This window comes from Myceligenerans indicum (assembly GCF_016742955.1).
GTDB classification, from domain to species: Bacteria; Actinomycetota; Actinomycetes; order Actinomycetales; family Cellulomonadaceae; genus Myceligenerans; species Myceligenerans indicum.
Map to the genome: position 1 here is coordinate 46,981 of NZ_JABBYC010000011.1, position 25,180 is coordinate 72,160.

The 25,180-nt window shown below is 70.5% G+C and carries 26 protein-coding genes; 13 read left to right on the forward strand and 13 right to left on the reverse strand.

The window, feature by feature from the left end; all coding sequences use genetic code 11:
• Nucleotides 1–356 precede the first annotated feature (356 nt).
• From HGK34_RS08930 to HGK34_RS08945, 4 genes are all read right to left on the reverse strand, one after another.
• On the reverse strand, nt 357–1,598 hold the full coding sequence (locus HGK34_RS08930) for a DNA adenine methylase (RefSeq protein WP_201846281.1): 1,242 nt from the start codon (nt 1,596–1,598) through the stop codon (nt 357–359).
• Complete coding sequence (locus HGK34_RS08935; RefSeq protein WP_201846283.1) at nt 1,595–2,989, reverse strand: hypothetical protein; 1,395 nt, start codon at nt 2,987–2,989, stop codon at nt 1,595–1,597. The genes HGK34_RS08930 and HGK34_RS08935 overlap by 4 nt, the downstream gene beginning before the upstream one ends.
• Nucleotides 2,989–5,058, reverse strand: coding sequence for a helicase HerA domain-containing protein (locus tag HGK34_RS08940; RefSeq protein WP_201846291.1), 2,070 nt, complete (start codon nt 5,056–5,058; stop codon nt 2,989–2,991). Before HGK34_RS08940 ends, HGK34_RS08935 begins: the two co-directional genes overlap by 1 nt.
• Nucleotides 5,059–5,646: 588 nt before the next feature.
• Nucleotides 5,647–7,233 carry an AAA family ATPase gene (locus HGK34_RS08945; protein WP_201846293.1) on the reverse strand — a complete coding sequence of 529 codons (1,587 nt, stop codon included), beginning with the start codon at nt 7,231–7,233 and terminating at the stop codon, nt 5,647–5,649.
• A 261-nt stretch (nt 7,234–7,494) separates the two neighbouring features.
• On the opposite strand from HGK34_RS08945, the gene HGK34_RS08950 reads away from it, so the two are divergent.
• From HGK34_RS08950 to HGK34_RS08965, 4 genes are all read left to right on the forward strand, one after another.
• Nucleotides 7,495–7,908: a hypothetical protein gene (locus HGK34_RS08950; RefSeq protein ID WP_201846295.1), complete on the forward strand. Its 414-nt coding sequence runs from the start codon at nt 7,495–7,497 to the stop codon at nt 7,906–7,908.
• Nucleotides 7,905–8,060, forward strand: a complete 156-nt coding sequence (locus tag HGK34_RS08955) for a hypothetical protein (protein WP_201846297.1) — start codon at nt 7,905–7,907, stop codon at nt 8,058–8,060. Before HGK34_RS08950 ends, HGK34_RS08955 begins: the two co-directional genes overlap by 4 nt.
• Nucleotides 8,061–8,072: 12 nt before the next feature.
• Nucleotides 8,073–8,828: a protein kinase family protein gene (locus tag HGK34_RS08960; protein ID WP_201846299.1), complete on the forward strand. Its 756-nt coding sequence runs from the start codon at nt 8,073–8,075 to the stop codon at nt 8,826–8,828.
• A gap of 124 nt (nt 8,829–8,952) precedes the next feature.
• Nucleotides 8,953–9,408, forward strand: coding sequence for a luciferase domain-containing protein (locus tag HGK34_RS08965; protein ID WP_207193326.1), 456 nt, complete (start codon nt 8,953–8,955; stop codon nt 9,406–9,408).
• A 56-nt stretch (nt 9,409–9,464) separates the two neighbouring features.
• Here HGK34_RS08965 and HGK34_RS08970 read toward each other — a convergent pair whose 3' ends face one another.
• The 3 genes from HGK34_RS08970 to HGK34_RS08980 form a co-directional block, all read right to left on the reverse strand.
• On the reverse strand, nt 9,465–9,599 hold the full coding sequence (locus tag HGK34_RS08970) for a DUF429 domain-containing protein (protein WP_201846300.1): 135 nt from the start codon (nt 9,597–9,599) through the stop codon (nt 9,465–9,467).
• A gap of 71 nt (nt 9,600–9,670) precedes the next feature.
• Nucleotides 9,671–10,924, reverse strand: a complete 1,254-nt coding sequence (locus HGK34_RS08975; RefSeq protein ID WP_201846303.1) for an MFS transporter — start codon at nt 10,922–10,924, stop codon at nt 9,671–9,673.
• On the reverse strand, nt 10,917–12,431 hold the full coding sequence (locus HGK34_RS08980; RefSeq protein WP_201846305.1) for an NAD(P)-binding domain-containing protein: 1,515 nt from the start codon (nt 12,429–12,431) through the stop codon (nt 10,917–10,919). Before HGK34_RS08980 ends, HGK34_RS08975 begins: the two co-directional genes overlap by 8 nt.
• A gap of 84 nt (nt 12,432–12,515) precedes the next feature.
• On the opposite strand from HGK34_RS08980, the gene HGK34_RS08985 reads away from it, so the two are divergent.
• Together HGK34_RS08985 and HGK34_RS08990 are read left to right on the forward strand one after the other, a co-directional pair.
• A complete protein-coding gene (locus tag HGK34_RS08985; RefSeq protein ID WP_244666561.1) occupies nt 12,516–12,890 on the forward strand; it encodes an ArsR/SmtB family transcription factor in 375 nt (124 codons plus the stop codon).
• A gap of 98 nt (nt 12,891–12,988) precedes the next feature.
• Entirely contained in the window at nt 12,989–13,516 is a 528-nt protein-coding gene (locus HGK34_RS08990; protein WP_201846308.1) for a phosphoribosyltransferase, read from the forward strand.
• Nucleotides 13,517–13,816: 300 nt separating this feature from the next.
• On the opposite strand, the gene HGK34_RS08995 is transcribed toward HGK34_RS08990, so the two are convergent.
• Nucleotides 13,817–14,692 (reverse strand): helix-turn-helix domain-containing protein, encoded by an 876-nt coding sequence (locus tag HGK34_RS08995; RefSeq protein WP_201846310.1) that lies wholly within the window; start codon nt 14,690–14,692, stop codon nt 13,817–13,819.
• A 282-nt stretch (nt 14,693–14,974) separates the two neighbouring features.
• On the opposite strand from HGK34_RS08995, the gene HGK34_RS09000 reads away from it, so the two are divergent.
• The 3 genes from HGK34_RS09000 (at nt 14,975) to HGK34_RS09010 (ending at nt 17,278) form a co-directional block, all read left to right on the forward strand.
• Entirely contained in the window at nt 14,975–16,297 is a 1,323-nt protein-coding gene (locus HGK34_RS09000; protein WP_201846312.1) for a cellulase-like family protein, read from the forward strand.
• A gap of 154 nt (nt 16,298–16,451) precedes the next feature.
• Nucleotides 16,452–16,724 (forward strand): 2TM domain-containing protein, encoded by a 273-nt coding sequence (locus HGK34_RS09005; protein WP_201846314.1) that lies wholly within the window; start codon nt 16,452–16,454, stop codon nt 16,722–16,724.
• Between the two features lie 167 nt (nt 16,725–16,891).
• Nucleotides 16,892–17,278 (forward strand): VOC family protein, encoded by a 387-nt coding sequence (locus tag HGK34_RS09010; RefSeq protein WP_201846316.1) that lies wholly within the window; start codon nt 16,892–16,894, stop codon nt 17,276–17,278.
• Here HGK34_RS09010 and HGK34_RS09015 read toward each other — a convergent pair.
• The 4 genes from HGK34_RS09015 to HGK34_RS09030 all read right to left on the reverse strand — a co-directional run bounded on the left by HGK34_RS09015 (nt 17,256) and on the right by HGK34_RS09030 (nt 20,009).
• Entirely contained in the window at nt 17,256–17,525 is a 270-nt protein-coding gene (locus HGK34_RS09015) for a ricin-type beta-trefoil lectin domain protein (RefSeq protein WP_201846318.1), read from the reverse strand. The genes HGK34_RS09010 and HGK34_RS09015 overlap by 23 nt on opposite strands.
• 114 nt (nt 17,526–17,639) lie before the next feature.
• Nucleotides 17,640–18,053, reverse strand: a complete 414-nt coding sequence (locus HGK34_RS09020) for a DUF7144 family membrane protein (protein WP_201846320.1) — start codon at nt 18,051–18,053, stop codon at nt 17,640–17,642.
• Nucleotides 18,054–18,513: 460 nt separating this feature from the next.
• A complete protein-coding gene (locus tag HGK34_RS09025) occupies nt 18,514–19,242 on the reverse strand; it encodes a class F sortase (protein ID WP_201846322.1) in 729 nt (242 codons plus the stop codon).
• 5 nt (nt 19,243–19,247) lie between these two features.
• A complete protein-coding gene (locus HGK34_RS09030; RefSeq protein ID WP_201846324.1) occupies nt 19,248–20,009 on the reverse strand; it encodes a CHRD domain-containing protein in 762 nt (253 codons plus the stop codon).
• Between the two features lie 233 nt (nt 20,010–20,242).
• On the opposite strand from HGK34_RS09030, the gene HGK34_RS09035 reads away from it, so the two are divergent.
• Genes HGK34_RS09035 through HGK34_RS09050 form a run of 4 tightly spaced genes read left to right on the forward strand, consistent with a single transcriptional unit; the run spans nt 20,243 to nt 23,498 of the window.
• Nucleotides 20,243–21,046, forward strand: coding sequence for an SDR family oxidoreductase (locus HGK34_RS09035; RefSeq protein ID WP_201846326.1), 804 nt, complete (start codon nt 20,243–20,245; stop codon nt 21,044–21,046).
• Between the two features lie 54 nt (nt 21,047–21,100).
• Nucleotides 21,101–21,682 (forward strand): TetR/AcrR family transcriptional regulator, encoded by a 582-nt coding sequence (locus tag HGK34_RS09040; protein ID WP_201846328.1) that lies wholly within the window; start codon nt 21,101–21,103, stop codon nt 21,680–21,682.
• Nucleotides 21,682–22,755, forward strand: a complete 1,074-nt coding sequence (locus tag HGK34_RS09045) for an NADPH:quinone oxidoreductase family protein (protein ID WP_244666562.1) — start codon at nt 21,682–21,684, stop codon at nt 22,753–22,755. The genes HGK34_RS09040 and HGK34_RS09045 overlap by 1 nt, the downstream gene beginning before the upstream one ends.
• Nucleotides 22,755–23,498 carry an SDR family NAD(P)-dependent oxidoreductase gene (locus HGK34_RS09050; protein ID WP_201846329.1) on the forward strand — a complete coding sequence of 248 codons (744 nt, stop codon included), beginning with the start codon at nt 22,755–22,757 and terminating at the stop codon, nt 23,496–23,498. Before HGK34_RS09045 ends, HGK34_RS09050 begins: the two co-directional genes overlap by 1 nt.
• A gap of 81 nt (nt 23,499–23,579) precedes the next feature.
• On the opposite strand, the gene HGK34_RS09055 is transcribed toward HGK34_RS09050, so the two are convergent.
• On the reverse strand, nt 23,580–25,166 hold the full coding sequence (locus tag HGK34_RS09055) for a long-chain-fatty-acid--CoA ligase (RefSeq protein WP_201846331.1): 1,587 nt from the start codon (nt 25,164–25,166) through the stop codon (nt 23,580–23,582).
• Nucleotides 25,167–25,180 lie beyond the last annotated feature (14 nt).

Sequence of the window (25,180 nt, forward strand, 5' to 3'; positions counted from 1 at the left end):
CGCCAGCCAGGTTTTATACAGGCGGACGATGGCGCTTCATGCTGGATCGAGGGATCTGCGGGCAGGCGACCCTGCCAGACCGGCCGCGGATGAGCATGGGCGACGTTTCGACAATGCCGCGATATCCCGCCTCTACCTCCGTCGACGAGGCGCAACGGACTCATCGCACACCATTCGCTCCCAAAGTAGGCCGCGTCTGTGGGAGCTGTCCCGCCGGCGAGGGAGCTGTTTAGTGCCCTACTCAGGCACTAATTCCACAGAACCCGGAGCGTCAGCCCAGGTCACCGCCGTGGACATTGCCGCTGTGGATAGAGGTGACCCAAGTCAGGCCAGGCGGCCGCGGACAGGAACCTCAGCTAAATCTGATCGTCCCTGCAAGGAATCGTGGGTGGCGTCATGTCTTTTGGATCGACCGCGCTGAGGCGTCCATTGATTGGAACCGATGCTGGCGGCAGGGTTGTCATCAAGAGCTCGCGTGCCGCTCCGCGTCCTTTTCGTGACGAAGCGGTGTAGTTCAGCTGGACCACACGTTTTGAAATACGCCACTGCTTGACCCCCTCGTTCTGCCGAGCGTCGGCAGTCGGATGCATTTGCGCCGCACTGTAGTACGCGGGGTCTGTCATGAGTGCAGAGTCAAAGTCGTAGGACAGGATCCACCGGTAACGCATCTCCGTGCGGAGATACTGCGCCAGCGCTTCGTGCTGCAGTCCTGCCGTCCACTCCAAATCCCTTCCGAGGCGGCTCGGATCGACATCGAACGACTTGCGGTAGAGCTTGCCCGACTTCGAGAGATATGGAGGATCGAGGTACGCGACAACCCGATTCGGAATCAGGGTCTTGTAGTTGGATACGACTTCGGTGAGCGTCGCCTTCCAGTCGCCGCACCAGACATCGACGATGCGGCCGGCGTCGTAGAGGTGGCCTACGTACTCAAGCCGTTCCTTGATGGAGGCAAGGTTGAACCGGCATCCGATGGTGTAGTCCGATTTCTGGGCGCGGCCGCCGATGGGCCCCGCCTGCCCGTGAAGGATGCCAGAGAAGGTCGTCCGGTTCAGGAACAGACATTTGACCGCCAGCTCAAGTTCCCTAGCCTTGCGACTCATCCCCGCGGCGGGCTCCCATGCGCGCCAGTAGTCCCAACGACTGAGCGCAACAGTCCCACCAGGCTCAACGAACTGTGCGTGTTCATCGGAAATACGTGACACGAGTTCGTCGGTCCGCGCTGCGGCGACCCTCCAGAACGCCGCAACCATGGGATCGGCGTCGGCCAGGAGCGCACGCTCGACGGTCCCGTCGCCGACGAGACGCAGCGACGTTGATGCGCCGCCGGCGAACGGCTCTACCAAGAGATCGACGTTTCGGATCTCCGCGGCGCCGCGCGCAGCGTCTATGAGTTCCCCGATGACGCTCGAGAGCCCAGTCTTGGCTCCTGGATACCGCAACGGGCTTTGATACCGGCCTGCAGCGAGCGGGTGAGTGATGGCGCCAGGGTCGGCCTTAATCTTGCGGATCTCGGGCTCGGGCGGCACTAAGCCGGTCGGCCCCGCAACGGCGGAACCGACCGGTTTAGAGTCCCTCTCATCTGCAAGAACGGTCACGGGCCCCACGCTACATCGGGACGTGGGGTTGATGTGTCCAGCCCGAGGCGCGTCCTGGCGACCAGTCGCAGGACGTCGGTGCCGACGCCGATCGGGAAGGCTGCCTTTCCGTGCGCGGCCGCCACCGGGATGATCCCGTCGACGTACATCGAGGAGCCAGTTCGATCAATCACGTCCAAGATCGCTGCCAGAGTCGGGTAGTGCTCGGGTTCGGGCAAGCCACCATCGGAGTCATAAGGCGCCCCGACGGGAGGCATCACCGTTGGCACGACGACCCGACCGTCAAGCGCCCGGTAGACGAACTTGCGGCCCCAGTAGGTCTCCTTGCCGTACCGCAGGACGTCCTTGGTGTTGGCTATGCGCTCGATGACCGGCCCGTCGCACACCAGCAGGTCCCCCGGCTTGAGGACATCGTGACGGGCGAGTTGTCTGGCGTAGTCCACCATGAGCCCGGACTTCTCGATGCCGCAGATGAACGGTGCCAGCCCTTGGGTCGCAGCAGCCATCGCCTGGAAGTAGCTCAGTGCGCGGGCGCGCAGCTTGGCTGGCGGGCCATACACCGCCAGGGGGCCATCGACGATGAAGAGTGTTCGGGAGAACACCTCGTTGCGAGACTCGTTCCACAGGAGCGTCGCCAGTCCCACAAGCACGAGAAGTTCGACCACCGACATCAGGCGGCCGAGCGCGCTTTGGTTTGTGCCGTCCTCCGAGACCTCCTCGTGGATCCGCAGCACGTCGGTCGGATACACCCGCGCCGAGCAATTCGAGCAGTCCATCCCTGCACGTGGGACCTCGAGGTCGACGCCGCATCCGTCGGCAGGACAGCCGGCCGGTACGGTCTGTGCCGGCGCATCGGGCCTACCGTGAAGAAGGAACAGCAGGTCGAGGAGAGTCTGATTCAGACGGTTCACCTCGACGAGTTTTGTGCGAAAGACGCCGTCGATCGCTTCACGCCACGACGTCTGGATATCGATGCCCTGGCGCGTGTACGCGCCTGCCGCTGGCAGGTCCAAGGTCACCAGCGCGGTGGCCACCGCGCGCTCGATCTCGCTTGGGTCGATGAATCGCTCCGCGCGCTGCGTCTCCATCACTCCAAGATCGACGAATGCAGCGGCGGCCTGCGCGAAGCCGTACTGCACAGACGGCAGTCCGTCGCGGATCGGTTCGACCATGTAGGAACCGTCGATCGCGAGTGCCGCGTCGATGTCTGCGCCATCATCGCGCACGAAGTCCGAACGGGGTCGGATGCTCTTGCGGATCGCTTCGACGTCGCGGAGTACCTCAGCGGGGACGTAGAACGTGCGGGTGTCCGAGATCGCCTTCACGGCGGCGGTGCTGTGGCTCAGCCGGGATGCGACCTCATGCCCGCCGACGATGTTCTGATACGGCATCACTGACCGCCGTCGAGGAGCGTCAGGGCCGGCCCAGCGATAGGCGGGTCGCCAGCCGCTGCCCGAGCGGCGTTGACCAGGTCGGGGTCATACAGGTCGATCTGAACCGGCACGATGAAGGGCGACGAGAGCGTCTTGAGGCGCACGTATCCGCGGTCCTCGGACGACAGGATGGCGTCCGCAAAGGAGCCGAAGTCGTAGAAGCGGCTCAGTTCCGTCAGTTCCTTGGTGTTGTTCAAGTGCGCCACAACCCAGTTCGCGGTGTTCGCCCTCACCTGGTGCGCCACGCCAGAGACTTCCTGGGTCGCATAGGTCATGCCAAGTCGGAGCTTGCTCGCCTCCTTGGCGAGCTTGACCCACACGTCAGTGTCATCCTTGTACTTGTCCGAAGCGAAGAGGTTGTGCGCCTCTTCAAGCATGATCTGGATCTGCGGCGGTTTGACGTCGCTTCCTGAGGTGAAGACTTCGGTCTGGTGGGCCATGATCCGGCGGGTGATTGCCTCGCTCAGCCGGGTCGTGACGTCTTGAGCACCGATGTGCAGGTCGACGATGACAATGCGTCCGTCGAGGAGCTCGTCATAAATCTCGTCGGCAGGGTTCTGCTGCGTGAGCGGGCTGTGGAACGGTCGGAGCGGGTTGAGGTTCCTCCAGCCACGGACGTTGCGCGAGTCCATCTTGGTCGTGAAGATCGGCTCGACGCTCTTCCAGCGGACATCCTTCGTGAAGTCGACCGCATCTGTGTCGCCGGCCTCGCGCATCGCAACGGTCGCCTCGATGACCCTCGGGATGTCGTCCTTGCCGACGCTCACGTACTGCGCGCCCCTGGAGGAAGTCTGAAACGGGTTCGAACCGAGCTTTTCTTCGAGCTTCTTCTGCAGGCCACCCTTCATAACCAGGCGCGCACGGTAGTTGGCAGGAGCCTCGAACCCAGCACGCAGAAGGGCGCCGTAGAGCACGAAGCGCGCTCGAACCGCATGAGTCGTTGCCGATCCGAAGGAGGAGGCCGGATCGTCCGCGAACGACGTGCCCGCGAAGTCCTTTACATAGCCAGCATTCTCGTCAGCGAGCTGGTCCGTGATCAGGTTCTGAACTGCGTCTATCTGGTTCTCAGCGAAGAAGTTGATATTCAACGGCTTGACATGCGGCTGGCTGCCATCGGCGCCGAACTTGTAGATCGATACATGCTTCTCACCGATGGCAGCAATCTCCGTGCCGTCCTGCGAGTTCGGGTTTGCGTACTCACCCTGCGGATCGAAGATGAGCTGTCCGATCGGATTTTCGCCAGCTTGGCGCTGCTGTTCGGAGACGATGAAGGTCCGCGCAATGATTGTCTTCGCGGTGTTCGACTTACCCATCCGCGTCATACCGAGCAGGGCGGTCTTGTGCCCGATGAAGTCGTGGATGTTCACGGTTACTGGCGAGGCAGCTTGGCCCGACATCCGCGCACGGCGACGGGTTGCGGAGAACCTGACCACACCGATCGGAACTCGCAGAGGCGCTTCCTTGGACGGCTTCAGATATGACGCAACCGCTGCCAAGCCCTCCCCGACAGGCTTGAGTACTCGGTAGGTTGAAGCGGCGTAGAAGTTGTCCACGTCGGCGCCGAACTCGAGGATCTTGTTGCCGTTGACGTTCTCTTCGTAGAACGTCCCCAGCACCTTGCAACGCAGGCCGGTGAACGAGATGCGGTTCCGGGTGAACGGATCGACGTCCACGTCGAGGACCTGCGTGGGCGAAGGGCTCGTCGTGCTGGAGAGAGCGGTCCGCAACGCCTCCTCACGAACCGCGTGCAACTCGGTCTCCATCGCGAGCTGGGCGGTACCCTCAACGCGCAGCAGCAGCACCTCGTCGTCGTCCGTTTCGGCGGCGTTGATGTTCTGCGCTGTGGCCAGCAGGAACGAATACTGCGGGATGCCGCCGGCCTCGTGCTTCCAACGGTCGTGCGTCAGCACGACAGCCTCGTGGAAGTCGAGTCTGTGGATCGCGCCGATGCGGACCGACCGGCCTTCTGCGAGCAACTCGCTCTGCAGGAGCGAGCCCGCGCCGACGCCAGGAACCAGAACTGTCACGTCTTACCCTTCTGCGGACGGAATAGCAGCCGCACCCGATGATGCCAGGGCTCACTGACACTCCCCGGAACTGCTTCCGTGTGTCGTGCGATAGCCGGATGATTCACCCCATTCGGTGGGAACTCCCAAGCAGGCGTGCCGGAGATCGCGGCTTGCGCGCACGCGCGCTAACTGTCGGCTCATCCCACGGCGACGAGGCCGCAACCGTTGCAGACATGCGTTGACGCTATGTGCAGACGGCGGATCGCGCATAGCCTGCTGTGGGGTTACACCCTGCAGCTTTGCTCGCGTACCGTGGACCACGGGCCGCGTCGCTGGTTGACAGGGGTGTTCTCCTGCGTGCCTATCTGATTGCTGTCAAGGAACTCCACGTCGTCGTTTCCCGGCCGCAGATCAGGGCCTACTTCGGAGTGGCACGCAGCAGGCACGCCCCACCCCCCGCTACCCTAGAGACCGCAGAATTCCAACGGTCCCGCACCCCAAACCCACATGTTCAACCTCTGACCCGTAGGCGCCGACTCACACAGCGGCCGACTGGTTCGACCGGGCGGAACGCGCGCTACTCATCCGGCATCACCCGCAACGGCCCTACCCGAAGACCTGCTCCCGGTGCCAGGCGAGATACCTGTCTTCGGGCGCGACCACAGGCACCGTCAGATCAATCCGTTGCCGCAAGCCGTCACCAGTGAACTGGAAGGCGGTCGCCGGATGATTGTTCACCGCTGCCGCAAGCCGCGGCGAGAAGCGAACGACCAAGTGATTGGCAGCCGTGTCCAGCGTCATCAGGCCTGTGTCGAAGGCAGCGTCGTGCGTGGGGCACGCCGCGATCCCATTGGCGACATCAAGGCGCTCCCGGGGATTGGAGTCGCGCCACGGCTTGATGTGTCCGGCCCGAAGGAGGGTGGGGCGTCGTCCGTCGCCGAGCGTGAACCCGCAGAAAGCGCACGCGTCGCCGTAGTTGCGTAGCACCTCGGAAGCGAACGCGCTCTGCCCGACTCGGATCATCCGCATCAGTGCACGCTCGGTAGCGCCGTCGGTCTCGAGGTTCTCCATCAGGCGTTGGCGCATCTCCCTCTCGACAGCGGTCTGCAGATCAGCCTCGTCGATCTCCTCCTGCCCGAGCAGCACCATCGAGCCGCCATGCTCCAGGCCGAGGAAGTCGGAAAGGCGGTCGGTGCCGATGCCCACGTTTCGGGCTGCTGTGACGACGACGCGGTAGGTCGTGGCGACGAGCTTCGGCTCCGCGGCGAGGCGTCGACCAAGTTCGATGTCGGTGGTGGCGCCGCGGTTCCGGCCAGGGACGCCGGAGAGGTTCTGAACTTTGGACGCAACGCCATTGGGCTTGCGACGAAACAGCCGTGCGAGTTCCGGTACGGGAAACGGGAAGGTGCGGCCGTCTCCACCACCCGCCCTGACATTCGCCACGACGCGCACCGCACCGGCGAGAAGCGTCTCAACCGGCGTGTGATTGATTCGAGGGCGATTCTCCGAGTCCCCCTGACGGGACAGGATTTCGCGCCACTGTCGCTCGGCCTCGGCGACCGTGATGTCGAGGTAGTCCGAAAGGCTCATGACCACCCACGATACCGAGGATCCCAGACACAGCGTCCTACGCCCCGACACTCCCGCCCCGAACTCGACGACCCGCCCCAGAGACGGCCTGTACCCCCGCGTGGTGTCCACGACCAGGCTGGGCACGTCGAGCGCGATGGGCACCCACGACTCGATCGGCCGCTGCCCGTCGGCGATCCTGCGCAGGAGTTCGGCGTCCGCGTGGACGGCACGGCTGGGATCGTCGACGGCGCGGCGGCTGATGCGTGCGCGTGCGATCTCAGGGTCGACGACGCTCCGCACGACGCGGATGCCAGCCAGACCCGTCAGAGGCTCCAGGCCCGGGCGCCAGAGCCGATCCTGGAAGGCTGCCTCTGCGACGACGCTCTTCCCCGCCGTCAGAAGCTCACCGATCTCGCGGAAGAACAGCTCAAGGGTCTTCAGGTTCGGATCCGTCGAGTCCGAGCCCGTGACGGCCAGGCGTTCCCTGATCTCGTCCCGGCAGACCAGCGGCCAGGCCAGCGCCTCGGCCACGGCGCGCGCCAGGGTCGTCTTCCCTGCCCCGGGCGGGCCGCTGACTGCGACCAATGCCGGGCGTCCCGTCATGCCGTCGCCTCGAAGCATCTCAATATCGTGCTGCCTTCCGAATCCGGCCGTGGGCAGAGGGCTACTCAGTGCGCACCACGGGCAGTCACGCGACCGCTCCGACGATCATTACTCGTTGCGCTCCATGGCCACTCTCGCTCCGCCGCCGGCGTCAACGCTCTCGGGGCCGAGGTCGACTGTGGGGGAGGGTTCTCCTGCGCTTTCCCCGGGGGTGCCGCGATCGTGAGACGTCGCCTTTGCCGTTGACCATGGCGCCGGTCTGCTGCCACGGTGTCCCGCATGGCAGCCTTGCGGATCGAGCCGGTGATCGAGGTCCTGGGAGACGACAACTTCGATCTGTGGCCGGTCGTGCGCCGAGAAGGCTTCTGGTACCTGGCCCTGCACGCGGGTTTGTCCGACGTCGAGGTCGGTACCGCTGTCCACCAGATGCTGCACCGGTTCCACACGGATGAGAACGGTGACGATGCCGCCACTCGCGACATCTACATGGACCGCGCGCTGCCACCGACCGGACCGGACGGCGTCGTGCCCATGGCGATGGGCGGCCTACGGTTCACCGACCTCACCACCGGAGAGACGGTTCTTCCGGGACGTTGTTCCTCGATCGACGAACGCTCCGAGGTCTTCGAGGTGCTCGACGGCGACCGACCTGGCTGCGGGCTCGGACACGACCCGGACGCGGGGCTCACATGACAGGCGGGATCGTCAAGATCACCCAGGACGCCGAGGATTCGACCCGCCCGGTGCTGCGCTTCGCGCCGCGGGACGTGCGGTCCGCGCTGGCGCGGGCGGAGGAAGACCTGGACGGGTTCTGCTACCGCGTCGCCGCCTGGGCTGCCACATAGGGCTTCCCGCTGATGTACCACTGGCGTGTGCTGCCCGACGGCGGCCACCCACTGCCCGAGGAACTGGCCGACGTCGACCACGCCGTCGCCTACTGGGGCGGCGGGCCGCAGATCCGCCATCGGATCGAGGCCGTGCGCGACTCCTCGGCGAGCCTCGTGCTCTTCCTGGAGTACATCCCGCAGAACCTGCACGACTGGCTGGGCGCCCAGGTCAACGCCGGAGGCGAGGCCGCCGAGCAGGCCTGCGCCATGATCGACCGCGAACTGGACGCCGGCATCTCCTTCATGAACTCCCGCGGGCTGCTGCACGTCGACGCCCACTTCCAGAACATCCTCACCGACGGCCACCGTCTCTACCTCGCCGACTACGGACTGGCGATCTCCTCCAGCTTCGACCTCACTCCGCACGAGGCCGCCTTCCTCGACGCCCACCGCGACTACGACCGCGGCTACGCGGCCACGCACCTGGTGAACTGGCTGGCCGTCGCCCTGTACGGACACGGCCCCGACGAACGCAGGGCGTTCGTGCGCTCGTCCGCCCAGGGAGTGCCCCCGACCGGGATTCCGGCGGCGCTCGCGGACCTCATCGTGCGGGACGCGCCGGTCGCCGCGGTGATGGGGGAGTTCTACCGCCGGTTCCAGCGGGAGAGCCGGGCGGTCCCGTACCCGGCGGCCGAGGTTCGTCGGCAGCTCCGCACCAGGAGGCCACCCGAGCCGCCCGTCGTCCCGGATGCGCAGGCTGAGCGTCCGGAGGCTGCCGGCCGATGAACCAGGCTTCGTCGTCGCTCCGGACGGACTGGCGCGCCGCCGACCGGAGCGAGCCTCGCCGTGGCCTTGGGAGAGGCAGGAAAAAGACCCGTTCCCTGCCACCTCACCGCTGTACGGTCCGAGCGTGCTCACGAGACAACGCTCGGGCGACCGCCCGCAGACCTCCGACCAGGGCCCGCATCGCCAGCTCACCCAGCGGTCGTCTGCTGCCGTCTGGGGTGAGCTCGTCGCCCGGGTGTTCGCGCTCGACGGCGTCCAAGAGGGTCACAGCCAGGTGTCCCCGGCGTCGTCACGGGCCGTGTTCCTCACCGACCTGGAGCAGGAGCGCGCCCCCGGGACGAACCTCGCGCCCGGCCGTCGTCTGGAGCCCGTCCACCTGCACGGGGTCGCCGACACGAGCGTCCACTTGGTGCTGCCGCACGCTCGGGGCGAGGAACTGGTCGCGCTGGGCTGGGCCGAGGCGCACCAGTACGAGGACTTCGGCACCGAGTACATGGTCTACGGCCCGCGGGACGCGGCCGAGGTGGAGGCCGTGCTGTCGGCGGTCGAGGAGAGCATCGCCTTCGCCCGCGAAGCCTGAGCTCCCGGGCGCACCCGCCCGCCCGTCGTGCTTGACGGCGCTCAGGTTTCCGGCGCTCAGGCATGGATCGCCGCCTCGATCCCGTCGAGCCGTTGCGGCGGGTCCGGGTACCGGACCGCGTCTCCCGCGGCCACGCGTCGCGCGGACCAGCACGCGACCGCGGCGTCGAGCACGTCGTCGGGGCCGGCCACCTGCCCGGCCCGTCCCGGTGGGCAGCCCGATCGGCATGTCGACGCCCATCGTTCGCACCATGACCCCATGGTCACCCGCCGCGCGCCGGCCCGCCCTGTTCCGCGACGGGCGTGGATCCCGAAAGAGCGGGGTGGCGCACGAACCGCAACGCCCCCAGCAACCCCGCCGCCACGAAGCACGAGACCCCCACCACCGGCAGGAAGCCAGGATCCCCGAGGGCCGCGGCCCCCAGCGGGGCACCGGCGCGGGCCACCGTCAGCGGCACCACCATGACCGCGGCCGTGGTGGCGAACCCGGCCGTGCCGTAGCGGTCCGCGAGGATCGCCGGGCGGGCGATCGTCGCCACCCCGAACCCGACGCCGAACGCGACCACGCACGCCACCGCCCCGGCGAGGCTCGCGGCGTGCGGGAGCAGGACGGCGCCCAGCCCCTGGACGGCGAACACCACGGCCGTGACCGTGGCCATGCCCCATCGCCGGGACAGCCCCGTGAGCAGCAGGCGGCCGGTCACCGACAGCATGCCGAGCAGCCCGGCGGTCGCCGACGCCGTGGTGACCGCCCATCCGGCGCCCGTCAGGTGGCTGACCAGGAGCAGTCCCATCGCGGAGACCGCGGCGGCGTGCGCGACGAACGCCGCGGTCGCCAGCCAGAACCCCGGTTCGGACACGGCGGGCGGCAGGCCACGCCGGAGGCTCCGCCCCGGCTGCCCAGCGCCTGTCGGGACGGCCAGGGCGTGGCCGGGCACCGCCGTCAGCGCGAGCAGCCCGGCCAGGCACAGCAGGGCGGTCCGCCACCCGAAGTTCTCCGACAGCAGCCCCGTCAGCGGTAAGAACACGCTGGAGGCGAACCCGGCCACGACCGTCACGGCGAGCAGGGCGCGATCCCGGTGGGCGGGAGCGGTGCGGGAGATCAGCACGGCGAACGCCGCCTCGTAGGTGGAGGCGGCCAGCGCCACCCCGGTCAGCCCGAGCACCACGTACAGCTGCCACACCTGCGTCACCTGCGACCACGCCGCCACCACGACGACGCCCAGCACCGACCCGGCGGTCATCAGCGCGCGTCCTCCGCGCCGGTCGAGCCACCGTCCGACGGGGATCGCGACCAGGCCCGAGGCGAGCACGGACACCGCCACCGCGCCGGCCACGACGGCCGGCGTCGTCCCGAGGTCCGCAGCCATCGGGACCAGCAGGACCGGTAGCGCGTACGTCAGCACGCCGTACCCGACCGTCTGGGTGACCGCCAGCACGGCGACCAGGCGTGCCGGCCCCGCGGGCCCCGGTGCGGACCGGGGCGCCGCGAGGCCGGGACGGGCCGGATCAGTCAACCGGGTCGCCCGACCGGCCGTGTGCCACCCCGGTGGCGAACCCGGCCTTCGCGCCGGCGACGACGGGCTCCCTGCCCTCCGGACCGGCGGAGCCGGGCGCGCCGGATCCGGCGTCCCGCCGCGTGGCCCCGGCCCCGCCGTCGTCCGCGCCCGCAGGCGCACCCACCCCGAGCGTCACCAGCTCCGGCCCCGGCGCCGTGCCGCAGCACGCGGCCGCGCTGCTCGCCGCGTCGTCGGCGTCCTGAGCCCGGTCCGAGGAGCAGACGCCGGTCTCAGGGAGCGCGAGCTCGACGGCGTCCGCTGCCGACTGGTCCCCCGCCAGAGCGGCGGCGATCGAGCGGACCTGCTCGTACCCGGTGGCCAGCAGGAACGTCGGCGCACGCCCGTAGGACTTCATGCCCGCCAGGTAGAAGCCCTCCTCGGGGTGCGCCAGCACGGCCTCCCCGTGCGGAGGCACGCTCCCGCAGGAGTGCAGGTTCGGGTCGATCAGCGGGGCCAGCTTCGCCGGCGCCTGCACCACCGCGTCCAGGTCCAGGCGGATCTCGCTCAGCATGGCGAGGTCGGGCCGGAACCCAGTGGCGTTCACGATCGCGCTCACGGTGAGGTCCAGCTCCCCGTCGGCGCCGTCTCGCCGTCCCGTGCCGGTCACGTGCACGACGTCGCCGTCGGGCACGAGCCTGTCCACGGTCACCCGCGTCACCAGCTCCAGGCGGCCCGCGTCGACCGCGGCACGGAGCCGCGTACCGAGCAGCCCGCGGGCGGGTAGCTCGTCCGCCTCGCCACCGCCGTACAGGCGGCGGGCGGTCGCACCGCGGATGGCCCACGTGATGCGCGTGGCGGGCTCGGCCTCGGCGAGCTCGACCAGGGACAGCAGCGTGTTGGCCGCCGAGTGCCCCATGCCCACCACCAGGGTGTGCCGCCCGGCGAACCGGGCGCGGTCCCGTCCGAGCACGTCCGGCAGCGGCCCGGTGAGGAACCCGGCCGCCTCGGTCTCGCCCACCGCGGGCAGGCCGGCCGTGCCGATCGGGTTGGGCTGCCCGAACGTGCCCGACGCGTCGATGACCGCGCGCGCCAGCACGTCGGTCACCTGCCCTCCCGGCTCGACGGTGCGGACCAGGAACGGGCGGCGCTCCCGCCCGACGGACCGCGTGCGGTCCGCGCCCTGGCGCGCGACGGCGACGACCCGCGTGCCGTAGCGGATCCGGTCGGCCAGGGGCGTCTTGGTGGCCAGCGGCGTCAGGTAGACGTCGACCAGGTCGTTGCCCGTGGGCAGCGATTCCGGGTCGGGAGCTGTCCAGCCTGTGGGCGCCAGCAGACGCGCGGTGGCATCGTCGACGTCGAACCGCCACGGGGAGAACAGCCGCACGTGACCCCAGCTCGCCACGGCGGCGCCCGGCCCCTGGCCGGCTTCCAGGACCAGCGGTTCCAGGCCGCGCTCCAGCAGGTGCGCGGCGGCGGCCAGGCCCACCGGGCCCCCGCCGACGACCACCACAGGCAGACTCGTCATCCCGTCCTCCTCAGATCGACATACTTCGATGCGATGACGTGAGCAACATATCCACAAACTTCGATCCGTGGCAAGATGGGGGGCATGACCGCGACGCGCGAACTCCTCCCGACGGTGGCGCCCCCCTCCGGCGCCTGCTGTGCGCCGATGGTCCGCGAGGCCATCGACCCGGAACCCGCCCGCGAGCTCGCCCACGCCTTCAAGGCGCTCAGCGACCCCGCACGCGTCCAGCTCGTCTCGATCATCGCCGCGCACGACGGCGGCGGGGCATGCGTCTGCGACCTGACCGAACCGGTCGGCCTGTCGCAGCCCACCGTCAGCCACCACCTGAAGATCCTGGTCGAAGCCGGATTCCTCACCCGCACCCAGCGGGGCAAGTGGGGCTACTACGCCATCACGCCCGGGTCGCTCGACCGGATCGCCGAGTCTCTGACGGGAGCGAGTCCGCTCGGGCGGTGACGTTTGTCGCGGGCGGCTCGGGGTCGGGGGCCGGACCGGGCCCTCTCCGCGCCGCGGGCAAGAGACGCGCGCCCGCCACGTCTCGTAGGGTCTTTCCCATGACGTCGACCGAACTACCTTCCCCCGGGGCCGACGCGCTTCCCCAGCGCGAGGTGCTCACCTGGGAGACCTTCCCCGTCGCGGTGCGTGACCTGGCGCATCAGGTGGTGGCCAGCGGGTTCGTGCCCGAGGTGGTGGTCGCCGTCGCGCGCGGCGGCCTGGTGCCCGGTGGTGCCATGGCGTACGCACTCGGCACCAAGGGCGTGGGCACGCTCAACATCGAGTTCTACACGGACATCGGCAAGACGCTCGATGATCCGCGCGTCCTGCCACCGCTCATGGACACCTCCGACCTCCCCGGCGCCAGGGTCCTGGTGGTCGACGACGTCGCCGACTCCGGACGCACTCTCGCCCTGGTCATGGAGCTGCTGGAGAAGCAGGGCGCCGACGCCCGTTCCGCGGTGCTGTTCACCAAGCCGCGCACGATCGTCCAGCCCGACTACTCGTGGAAGGACACCGACCTGTGGATCACCTTCCCGTGGTCCGCCGAGCCGCCGGTGACCGGCGCGAGGTCGATCAGCGCGTGACCGGCCGGACCCCACGGCGTTCCCGTGGTCTGCCGCTGACCCCGCCTGGCCGAGTCCGTTGAGGCGGGAGGCGCTTGACGCGGTTCAGGAGGTTGGCAGGTCCAGATCCGGGGACGAGCCCCTCGTGGACCAGTCCGATGAGCGCTTGGTGGCTTGGCGCGATCGATCACGCACGGCGATCCGTGAGTTCGTGCATTCCGCTCGGAGCGATCTCATGAACAGTGCCTAGCTAGTTGCCGTGGTTCTGCGAGTCGCCTGAAGACGGTTCCGAGCTCCCACCCGCCACGGCCTCCGACACCCCTACCGCCCCCGCCCCCGAAACTCGCTCGGGCTGCACCCGTGCACGCTCCGGAACTGCCGTGAGAAGTAGAACGGGTCGGCGTACCCGACGGCGCGGGCGATGTCGGCGACCGGCAGCCCGGTGGTGATCAGCAGTTCGCACGCCCGGGCCATCCGCAGCCGTTTGAGGTATTCGACGACGCCGCCCCCGGTCGCCGCGCGGAAGAGGGCGGAGAAGTGTGACGTGCTCAGGCCGAACCGGCGGGCGAGCGCCCCCACCTCGACGACGGCGTCCAGGTGTGTCCGCAGGTATTCCTGCGCGGCACGCACCGGTTCGCCGCGTGCCGGGCTGCCGACGGCGGCGTCGGCCCCGAGCTGGGCGAGCACCGACCAGGCGGCGCCCGCGCAGCGCAGGAGGCTGGGGTAGGTGTCGTCGGTCTCGAGGGCCGCCACGACGCGTTCGAGGTCGGCGACCACACGGACGACGTCGTGCACCTCGACCACGGCGACGTTGTCCGGTCCGGCGTGCCGGGCGAGGTCGCGCTCGAACTCGCCCGCGTCCGGGCCGCGGGCGTGCATCCACCAGATCGTCCATGGGGCGTCGTCGTCCGCCCAGTACTCGTGGGGTACTCCGGCCGGGATGACCAGGGCCTGAGCTGCCCCGACCTGGTGCAGGCCGCCCGGCGTGCGGCACCATCCGCACCCCGCCACGGACACGATGGCGATCGTCCCGACGGCGCCTTCGCCGCGGCTCCTGCCGTGGTTCGCGGCATGCGGAAAATAGCCGGCGTCCGTGACCAGCAGCCGGGAGGTGGGGCCCGTGTCCGACGCCGCGCCCACGACGGCGGACGGCAGCACCCGCAGGCGCTGCCCGGGGAAGCCGTCGCCGATGCGCATCCCCGGAGGCTACCCCTGCGGGCTCGCCGGCGGCGGACCGCAGGATCATCGGATCGTCCAGGCAAGAGCGTCGATGCGTTACTTCCCGGGGCGTGCCGCGACTTCGTAGCGTCGGCCCCATGCTCGATGTGGAGCGCGTGCTCACCCTTCCCGGCCGGCCCGGCGCTCGCGGCCTCCTGGAACGCGGCGGACCTGCGTCGCCTCATCCGGCATCACGGCCCCGGTCTCCGCCGTCTCGGGTCTCGCCCGACCAGATCCCGCCGAACCGAAGGAGTTCTCGCCATGAACAGTCTGCTGACCACCCCCGACCGCCCGCACATGGTGTGCCTGTGGGACTTCACCTGGTACACGCGTACCGGCCCCGGGGAGCCGTTCGAGGATCTGGACCGCGCCTTCGCGCAGGCGCGCGAGCGGGGCTACGACACGATCCGGATCTGCGCGATGCCGTTCCTGCTGTTCGGGTCCGGCATCGACACGTCGGCGTTCGGCCTGGGCCCGCTCGGAGGTGAGTTCGGGCAGCGTGTGCGGTGGTACGACGTCCGGCACGAGACGACGATCGACGCGCGCGCCCACCTGGTGGAGCTGTTCCGCGCGGCCGACCGGCACGACGTCGGCGTCATCGCCTCCTCGTGGGAGTACCAGCAGTCCCCGTCGTTCGCGGCCACACCCGAGTGGTACGAGGCGCTGCACGCCGTCGACCCCGAGGACCGCGCCGTGGTGCTCGCCGACGCCCACGCGGACCTCGCCGACCTGCTGGACCAGGAGGGCCTGGGCCACCGGCTCGTGCTGACCGAGCTGCACAACGAAGTGCAGATCGGCTACCTGACCGACGGGCTGGGTGCCGGCGGCGGCGATGACGCCGTCCGGGCCCTCACCCCGCGGCTGGAGCGCGGGATCGCCCGGTTCCGCCGGCGGCATCCGGACCGGCCGGTGACCGTGAACTACGGGGGTGTGCCGGTGGGCGCCCTGAACGCGCTGCCCGCCGACCTCGACGCACTGGTCGTGCACCCGTACGTGTACGGGGTGCTGCAGGAACTGATCGACACGTTCGGGCTTCGCGGCCCCGTGGAGGAGTTCGACGAGGACCGGGCGCGTGAGCTGCTGCGCCCGGACGCGCCCGGGCTCGCCGCGTGGTCGGTGCCGGAGGGGCAGGAGTGGCGCACGCGCGCGACGATCATGTCGGTCGCCGAGGTCTACGTGCACGACTGGTGCGACCCCGAGGCGTGGGACCACTGGCTGTACGACCGGCTGGATGCCCACCGAGCGGCCATGTACGAGAAGCTCGCCCTCTGGCTGGAGGCTGCCGCGGAAGCCGCCGCGGGCCGCGGGATCCCGCTGATCCTCGGTGAGGGCTACGTGGGATACACCCCGCTGCACGGCCGCTTCGAGGAGGACCGGTTCGGGGCCGAGCTGTGCCGGCACGCCGTGCGGGAGGCGGCACGGCTCGGCGCGTGGGGCGCCGTCGTGTGCTCCAACGCCGCGCCGCACCATCCGATGTGGTCCGACGTCGCGTTGCAGCGGCAGTGTGCCGAGATCCTGACGGGCGGGAGCCTCCCGGCCTCCGTGACCGGCTCCTCCGTGACCGGCTCCTCCGTGACCGGCTGAGGCTGCGCCCGCGTCGGGACCGGGTGCGCGGGAGAGCCTCATTTCGGGCGGATGGTCCCTGCGGTCAGTGCCTTTGGGCCCTGCGATCGGCGGGCGCGCAGCGTCAGGCTGGTGGTGGATCGGGCATGGACACCCGAGACGCGAGGAGGCCGCAATGTCCACCAACGACAACAGAGATGCCGACCGGCGAACCCAGGCCGTCGAGCGGCTGAAGAAGCGTTCGGAGTTCTGGACCCACCTGGCCGTCTACGTGCTGATCAACGCGATGCTGGTGGTCGTGTGGTTCTTCACCACGGCCGACGGCTTCTTCTGGCCCGTCTTCCCGCTCGTCGGCTGGGGTATCGGACTCTTCTTCCACGGCGTGGACACGTTCCGTCGTCCGTTCAGCGAGGACCGCATCCGCCGCGAGATGGACCGGATGGCATAGGCCTGCCGGACTCGGCGTGAGAGGGGCGTCGACCGCGCCGGATCGCGGCCACGCGCGTCGTCGTCACCTTCGACGGGCGCCGGCGCTTATGCGCTCGGCGCCGCGACCGATGAGTTCCTTCACCCGCGTTCGTCAACCGGAGGACGACCCGACGGAAGGAACCCACGATGGTCACCACGACGCGCACCTTCAGCGGCTTCTCGGTGGACGACGCCGACGCCGCGCTCCGCTTCTATCGCGACACGCTCGGCCTGCCCGCACGCGGGAACGCGATGGGAGGCTTCGAGATCGACCTCACCGAGGGCTCGTCGGTGTTCGTCTACCCCAAGGGCGAGGCCCATGCTCCGGCGTCGTACACGGTGCTCAACGTGGTCGTTCCGGACATCGACGAGGCGGTGAAGGAACTGGAGGCGGCCGGTGTGAGCCTGATTCGGTACCCCGCGTTCGACCAGGACGAACACGGCGTGGCACGGAGCACCGACCCCACCCGGGGCCCGACGATCGGATGGATCGCCGACCCCGCGGGCAACGTCATCGCACTGATCCAGGAGTGAACCGCCCGTCCCGCGACGCCGAGTGGCACCACAGCTGGGTCGTAGCCCCTGCCTCACAGGTCGCGAGCGACAGCCCCCAGGAGTCTTCCCGGGTGGCCAGGCACAGTTCCGGGGCGCCCACGGCGCTGATCGTGCCGTCGTCGTTCAGATCCCACTGCTGCTCGACCGTCCCCGCGCAGTCCTCGATGACCAGCGAGCTCCCGGCGACGAGCACGCCGCCCAGCGTCACGCACAGGTCCCCGTACACGGTGAGCTCCCGGCCGGTGGCCCGGCGCGGTCTCGGGCAGCTCGGCACGGCCAGGGCCCGGGTCTCGCGGAGGTCCGCGGGACCCGGGCCCGACGATCAGGGCGTTCCGCCGTTCTATGCGGCCCGGACCTCCTCGCCGTGGACGATGAGCGCATAGATCACGAACGAGTCGAGCACGATGACGATCAGGGCCCAGATCGGGTAGACGGGAAGCACCGTGATCTGCACCAGGATGCTGATCGCGGCGACGATGACGCCGATCACCCGCCCCCAGAGCGCGCCGGCGAACACGCCGATGCCGGCGATCACGAGCAGGGCTCCGATGGCGAGGTGCGTCCAGCCCCAGGTATTGAGGTCGAACACGACCAGGCCGCTCTCGAGCGCCACGGCGAATCCGTCGTCGAGCAGAGCGACCAGGGCCTGGATCACCTGGAACAGCCCGAGCGTGACGAGCATGGTCGCGCCGAACCACACCCAGCCGGCCCATGCGGTGACGACGGGCGCGGGGGTCGTCGGTTGTGTTGCCATGATTCTCCTCCTCAGTTCCTGCGCGTCGGGCGCGTGCGGGGCCGAGAAGGTGCCCCGGACGCGCCTGCGCCTGGCGTGAGCCCCGGTCCTCCGCCCGAGGGCGCCGGTGCCACGGGAAGCGGGTCCGGACACCTGGTGCCCGTGACCGGGCCCGCCCGATGGTCGAACCTCGGCATGGTTCGCCGACGCAACAGCACGGTACGGCCGGGCGGCACGTCGCGGTTCACCCGATCCGGGTGATGTGAAGGAGGGGCCGGTGCGCCCGGCCGGGCGCTCACCGGCCGGGCGCTCACCGGCCGGGCGCTCACCGGCCGGGCGCTCACCGGGCGGGCGTGCACCGGGCGGGCGTGAGTCATGGCGGGCGGCCACGCGCCTCCGGGTTGGCGACGTGCCTCCGGGGCGGACACAGTCCCACCGGCGCGGCGTGGAGGCCGTCTCGCGTCCCGGGGAGCGGCGGGGGTCAGTCCCGCACGAGGCTGGCGAACACGATGACGTTGTCCAGGTGGTGTCCCGTGCTGGTGTCGAACGTGCCGCCGCAGGTGATGACGCGCAGCTCCGGCCCGGTGGTCGCGCCGTAGACGTCGACGCGCGGGAAGTCGGTCTTGGGGGCGCTCCTGACCTCCGTCACCTCGAACGCGGCGGTGCTGCCGTCGGCGCGGTCCACCTCGATGCGGTCGCCCGGGCGGGTGTTGCCCAGCTCGAAGAACACCGAGGGGGCGTAGCCGCTCCCCGTGACGTGTCCTTCCAGGACGGCCGGTCCCACCTCGCCGGGCGTGGGGGAGCCGTCGTACCAGGCGACCTGGTTGTACCGCGCCCCGGAGGGGACCCGGAGCCTGCCCTCGTCGTCGAGGCCGAGCCCGTGCACGGGCGAGTCGACGCCGATCCCCGGGATGCGGACCGCGACGGGCCGTGACGCCGGCAGCGGCGTCACACCGGACGCGTCCCGGGTGCTCGACCCGGGTTGCCGTGTCGAGGGACGCGGCGTCGACGGCTGCGGCGTCGCGCGCTGCGCCGTCGGCGGCTCGGCGGTGACGTCTGCGGTCACGCCGGCGGCCGGAGGCGCCGGAGGCTCCTCGACCTGCCGGCTGGCGGCCCACGCCACGGCCGAGCCGCCGACGGCGAGGAGCGCGGCGCACGCCGCCACCACCAGGGTGTGGCGGCGGCGTGCGCTGTCCTTCCCGGAGTTCATCGTCGTCACCTGGTGGCGCGGCGACGCGTCGCGATCAGGCCGAACGCGCCGAGCGCCATGGCCAGGCCGCCGAGTCCGAGCACGGCCGGGTACTCGACGCCGCTGGTGTCGGCGCCTCCGGTCTCGACCCCGCCCTCCGGCATGGCCATCTGTGCCACGTCCAGCTCGCCGCAGGCGGCCGGGTCGGTCGCCTCGGACGGCAGGCTCGGGTCGAGGTCGGACTTCGTGTCGCCGTCGTAGGCGCCCGACCCGTCGTGGTCGACACCGTGCACGACGACGACGCCGTCACCGTCCGCGATCTGCTGCGCCACCTCGTCGGAGACGGTGATGGTGCGCGAGTAGGTGTTGCTCGCGCCGGTGGGGAAGTTGTCGACGTCGAGCGCGGCGTCGGGGCCGGTCTCGCCCGGCTCCATGGTGAGCGACACCGCGACGCCGCCGTACTGGTCGGCCGCGTCGGTGGTCTGGAGGGCGCCCTCGAAGCCGCTGCCCTCCTGGTCGTTGGACGGGCACACGCCCTGGCCGCCGATGTGGATGTGCTGGGCGTGCGGCGCGCCGTCGAGCAGGCCCGTGGTCTCGACCTTGACCTCGACCTGGGTCCCGTCGACCTTGGCCCACGCCGTACCCGACGCGCCCGAGTCGTTCAGCTGGGTGAGCTCGGCGGTGAGTTCGCTGCCGCCGTGATCGTCGGCGCTGGCAGGCCCCACTGCCAGGGGCAGGCCGACCAGGGCCGCGGCGGCCGCGATGGTGGTGATTCGTGTCGTACGCATGACATGTCCTCCTGTATGCCGGCGGCGGGTGCCGCCTTGGTAGGGCATCAGGGGTTCGGAGCGGGATCCGGTCCGGATGGGTTTGGCCCGGAAAGGCCAGGGTGCGGTACGGTCTCCTCATCAAACCGACTAGACGGTATGATCGCTGCTGCCGGTGGTGCGCGGCCGGCACCCGCGGCTCGCCCGCGGACAGCACGGCACGTCGCGCACGGACGCACAGGGAGGTGCACCGGATGACGCACAGGTTCGAGGGCAGGGTCTCCGTGATCACCGGCGCCAGCCGGGGCATCGGCTTCGCCGTCGCGCGGCGGCTGGTGGCCGAGGGCGGCTCGGTGGTCGTCACGGGCCGTCACGAGGACGCGCTCGCCGCGGCGGTGGCCGAGCTCGGCGAGGAGCACGCCGTCGGCGTCGCCGGGAAGGTCGACGATCCCGTGCATCGCGCCGCCGCGCTGGCGGCCGCCGTCGAGCGGTTCGGACGGCTGGACCATCTGGTCAACAACGCGGGCATCAATCCGGCGTTCGGGCCCCTGGCCGAGCTCGACGTGGGCGCGGCGCGCAAGATCCTCGAGGTCAACGTGATCGCTGCCCTGGAGTGGGCGCGGGACGCGGTGGCCGCCGCGAGCGATGCCGCAGGCGTGGCGGCAGGCTCCGCCGGCGAGGCGGGTCCCGACGGGCCCGCCGGCCTGCGCTCGATCGTCAACATGGCGTCCGCCGCCGGCACAGGCGGATCCCCGGGCATCGCCTTCTACGGCGTGTCCAAGGCGGCCCTGATCAACCTCACGCAGCAGCTCGCGGGCGAGCTCGCGCCCGCCGTCCGGGTCAACGCCCTCGCGCCCGCGGTGATCCGTACCTCGTTCGCGCGCGCCCTGTACGAGGGCCGCGACAAGGAGGTCGCGGCGGCCTACCCGCTGCGGCGCCTGGGCGAGCCGGCCGACGTGGCCGGGCCCGCCGCCTTCCTGCTCTCGGACGACGCCGCCTGGATCACGGGGCAGACCCTGCTGGTCGACGGCGGGGCGGGCATCCGTGCGCTGGGCTGACGTCGCCCGCGGCGGCCCCGGGGCGCGAACGGGAGGTGATGGAGGATGGGAGCCATGCGAACCAAGAACGTCGCCGACGAGGTGACCCGGGCCGCCCTCGACCTGTTCTCGACGCGCGGCTACGCCAACACGAGCGTGCAGCAGATCGTCGAGGCGGCGGGTGTCACCAAGGGCGCCATGTACCACTACTTCACCTCCAAGGACGACCTCCTGTTCGCCATCTACGAGCGGATGCTGTCCCTGCAGAAGAGCCGGCTGGACGAGATCACGGCGCGTGGCGGGGCTCCCGAGGAGGTGCTCCGCGCGGTGTGCGTGGACGTGCTGGAGACCTCCATCGAGTTCCTGCCCGAGGGCACCGTCTTCTTCCGCAGCGTGCACATGCTGTCCGAGGAGCGCCAGAAGGAGGTCACCCGCCGCCGGCGCGAGTACAACGACGAGTTCGCCACGATCATCGAGCGCGGTCAGGCCGCCGGGGTGTTCCGGGACGACGTTCCGACGGCGGTGCTCATCGCCCACTTCTTCTCCGACGTGCACTACCTCTCGCACTGGTACCGCCCCGAGGGCCCCGAGACCAAGACCGAGGTCGCCCAGCAGGTGACCGACCTCTTCCTGCGCAGCATCCGGAAGGAGACCTGATGCCCGAACAGTCCGCCCCGCCGGCCGCGCCGGCCCCGCGGGTCATGCCCGCCTGGCAGGTTCTGGCCAACGGCGAGCCCGAGGAGGTGATGGAGCTCGGGACCGTCGAGGTTCCCGAGCCCGGCACGGGCCAGGTGCTGGTCCGCGTCCGTACCGTCGCGCTGAACTTCCCCGACGTGCTGCTCGCCCGCGGCCGGTACCAGGTGCGGCCCGAGCTGCCGTTCACCCCCGGCATCGAGCTGTGTGGCGACGTGGCCGCCGTCGGGCCCGGCGTGACCCGCGTCGCCGTGGGCGAGCGCGTGGTGGGCTGGGGCCAGGGTGCCCTGGCCCGGTACGCCCTGCTGCCGGCCGCGGCGGTCCACCCGGCGCCGTCGGGCCTGGACGACGTGCAGGCCTGCGGCCTGACCATCGCCTACCAGACCGCCTGGTTCGGCCTGCACCGCCGTGCCCGTCTCCAGCCGGGGGAGACCTTGCTGGTGCACGCGGCGGCTGGTGGCGTCGGCTCGGCGGCCTGCCGCCTCGGCGCGGCCGCGGGCGCCCACGTGGTGGGCGTGGTGGGAAGCCCGGAGAAGGTCGACGCCGCCCGCGCGGCCGGCGCGCACGAGGTGTACCTGCGCGACGACGACTGGGTCACCCCGCTGCGGGAGCGTGGCGCCGACGTGGTGATCGACCCCGTGGGCGGTGCCTCCTTCGAGCGGTCCACGAAGGTGGTGGCCTTCGAGGGGCGGATCGTCGTGGTCGGGTTCGCGAGCGGCGACCTGCCGCGGGTGCGCCCGGACCACGTGCTCGTGAAGAACTACAGCGTGCTCGGGCTGCACTGGGGCCTGTACCAGCAGTTCCGGCCGCAGCTCCTGGACGAGGCGCACGAGGCCTTGTGCCGCCTGGTCGACGACGGCGAGCTGGTCCCGGACGTGAGCGACGTCGTCGCCTTCGAGGACGCGGCCGACGGCGTGCGGCGGCTGGCCCGGGGCGACACCACCGGACGCATCGTGGTGCGCGTCGCGGCGGACGCCACCGGCGCGGCGCCGGGCGGGACCATCCGTGCGACCTCCGGCGGCGGAGGGGACCGATGATGACGGTGACCACCGACCTGACCGGCCGGGTCGCGCTCGTGACCGGCGGCGCCCGCGGCCTCGGTGCGGCCTACGCCCGCATCCTGCACGACGCCGGTGCGTCCGTCGTCGTGGCGGACGTGCTTATCGAGCAGGGGCACGCCCTGGTGGCCGAGCTGGGCGAGCGTGCCCGGTTCGAGGAACTGGACGTCACCGACGAGTCGGCCTGGCGGCGTGTGGTGTCCCGGACGATCGCCGAGCTGGGCGGCGTCGACGTGCTGGTGAACAACGCCGGCATCGCGAACGCCGCGCCGATCGAGCACCTGACTCTGGCCAAGTGGGAGGCGGTCATGGCGGTCAACGCCACGGGCACCTTTCTGGGCTGCCGTGCCGTGGTGCCGGCGATGAAGGCGGCAGGGCGTGGCTCGATCGTGAACATCTCCTCGGTGGAGGGCAAACGGGGCAGCCCCCACCTGCACGGGTACACCGCCTCCAAGTTCGCGGTACTGGGCCTGACCAAGTCGCTCGCGGTCGAGCTGGGCCCGGCCGGGATCCGCGTGAACTCGGTGCACCCCGGCTTCGTCCACACCGACATGACCACGCGGATCGACCCGGAACGGCTCGACATCCCGCTGGGCCGGCCGGGCCTGCCGCAGGACGTGGCCGGGGCCGTGCTGTTCCTCGCCTCGGACGCGTCGTCCTGGGTCTCCGGCGCCGAGATCGTCGTCGACGGCGGCATGATCGCCGGCATCCCGCACCGCTGACCCCCCCCACCCGGCGGCCGCGCGGGGCGGTGCGCGGCCGCGGGGGACAGGCCCTGGTTCGCAGGGCCCCTCCGGGACCCGTCACCCGGTCCCGTACTGCTGCACGAGCTCCCGCTTGAGAACCTTCCCGCTCGGACCCAGTGGAAGGGAGTCGGCCACGTGCACGACGCGCGGGTACTTGTGGGCCGCGACGTGCTCCTGCATGTAGCCCACCAGTTCGCCCGCGTCCACCTCGCTCCCGTCGCGCGCCACGACGGCGGCGTGCACCTCCTGGCCGTGCGTCTCGTGGGGCAGGCCGAACACCGCGGCCATCGCGACCTGCGGGTGCCGCGCGAGCACCGCCTCCACCTCCGACGGGTACACGTTGTAGCCGTTGCGGATGATCAGGTCCTTCTTGCGGTCCACGATCCGCAGCACACCCTCCTCGTCGAGCGTGCCGAGGTCGCCGGTGCGGAACCAGCCGTCCACCACGACCTCGGCCGCCGCGTCGGACCGCCCCAGGTACCCCTTCATGAGGTTGTGCCCCCGCACCACGACCTCCCCCAGGGCCCCCGGCTCCTCCAGCAGCGCGATCCGCCCCTCGACCTCCGCGTCGGCGACCGCGACGTCCACGCCCCAGATCGGCTTGCCCACCGTGCCGTGCCGGATCGGCTCGGACTGCGGGTTGGTGGACACGATCGGGGCGGTCTCGGTCAGGCCGTAGCCCTCGTGCACCTGGGCTCCGAACGTCTCGGAGAACGCCTCCAGCACGGCCGACGGCAGCGCGGCGCCGCCCGAGACGGCATACCGGAGGGCGGGCCGGGCACCCCCACGGCGCGCGGCCTCGATGATCCCGACGTACATCGTCGGGACGGCGGCGAAGACCGTGACGCCGTGGCCGACCATCAGGGCCAGCGCGTCGTCGGGCTCGAAGCGGGGCAGCAGCACCACCGAGGCGCCCACCCGGAACGCCGTGTTCAGCACGCAGACCTGCCCGAACGCGTGAAACAGGGGCAGCCCGCCGAACACCACGTCGTCGGAACGCAGGTCGAACGCGTCCACCAGCGAGCAGTGCACCTGCTCCACGAGCGCGAGATGCGACCCGACCGCCCCCTTGGGGGATCCCGTGGTTCCGCTCGTGTACAGGATGGTGGCCGCCGCGGTGGGCGCCACCGGCTCGTGGCGGACGATCGGCGCCGTCGCGGCGGCCTCGTCCTCCAGGCGGGGCAGCTCCGGACCGCCCGCTCCGGCGGGCGGCGCCAGAACGGTGAGAACCGGCACGTCGGCGCGGCCGGCCGCCGCCGCGGCGTCGGCCAGCAAGGGCGCCGCCACCACGAGCACGTCGGCGCCGCTGTCGCGCAGCACGTACTCGATCTCCTCGGCCTTGAACAGCAGGTGCACGGGGACGACGACGGCGCCCAGCGCGAGCGCCGCGTAGTACACGCGCGGGAAGTCCGGGACGTTGGGAACGATCATCGCCACGCGGTCGCCGCGGCCGATCCCGCGGGCGCGCAGCGCGCCCGCGTACGCCCGGGTCTGGTCCCACAGCTCCCGGTACGTGGTCGTGGTCCCCGCGAAGTGCAGTGCTGCGTGATCGGGCCGGCGCCGGGCGGTCTCGGCGAGAATGCTCGCCACGGACAGCGTGCCGAAGCCGGCGCCGTCCATGGCGTCGTCGGGCTGATGGGTCATGGGATCCTCTTTCC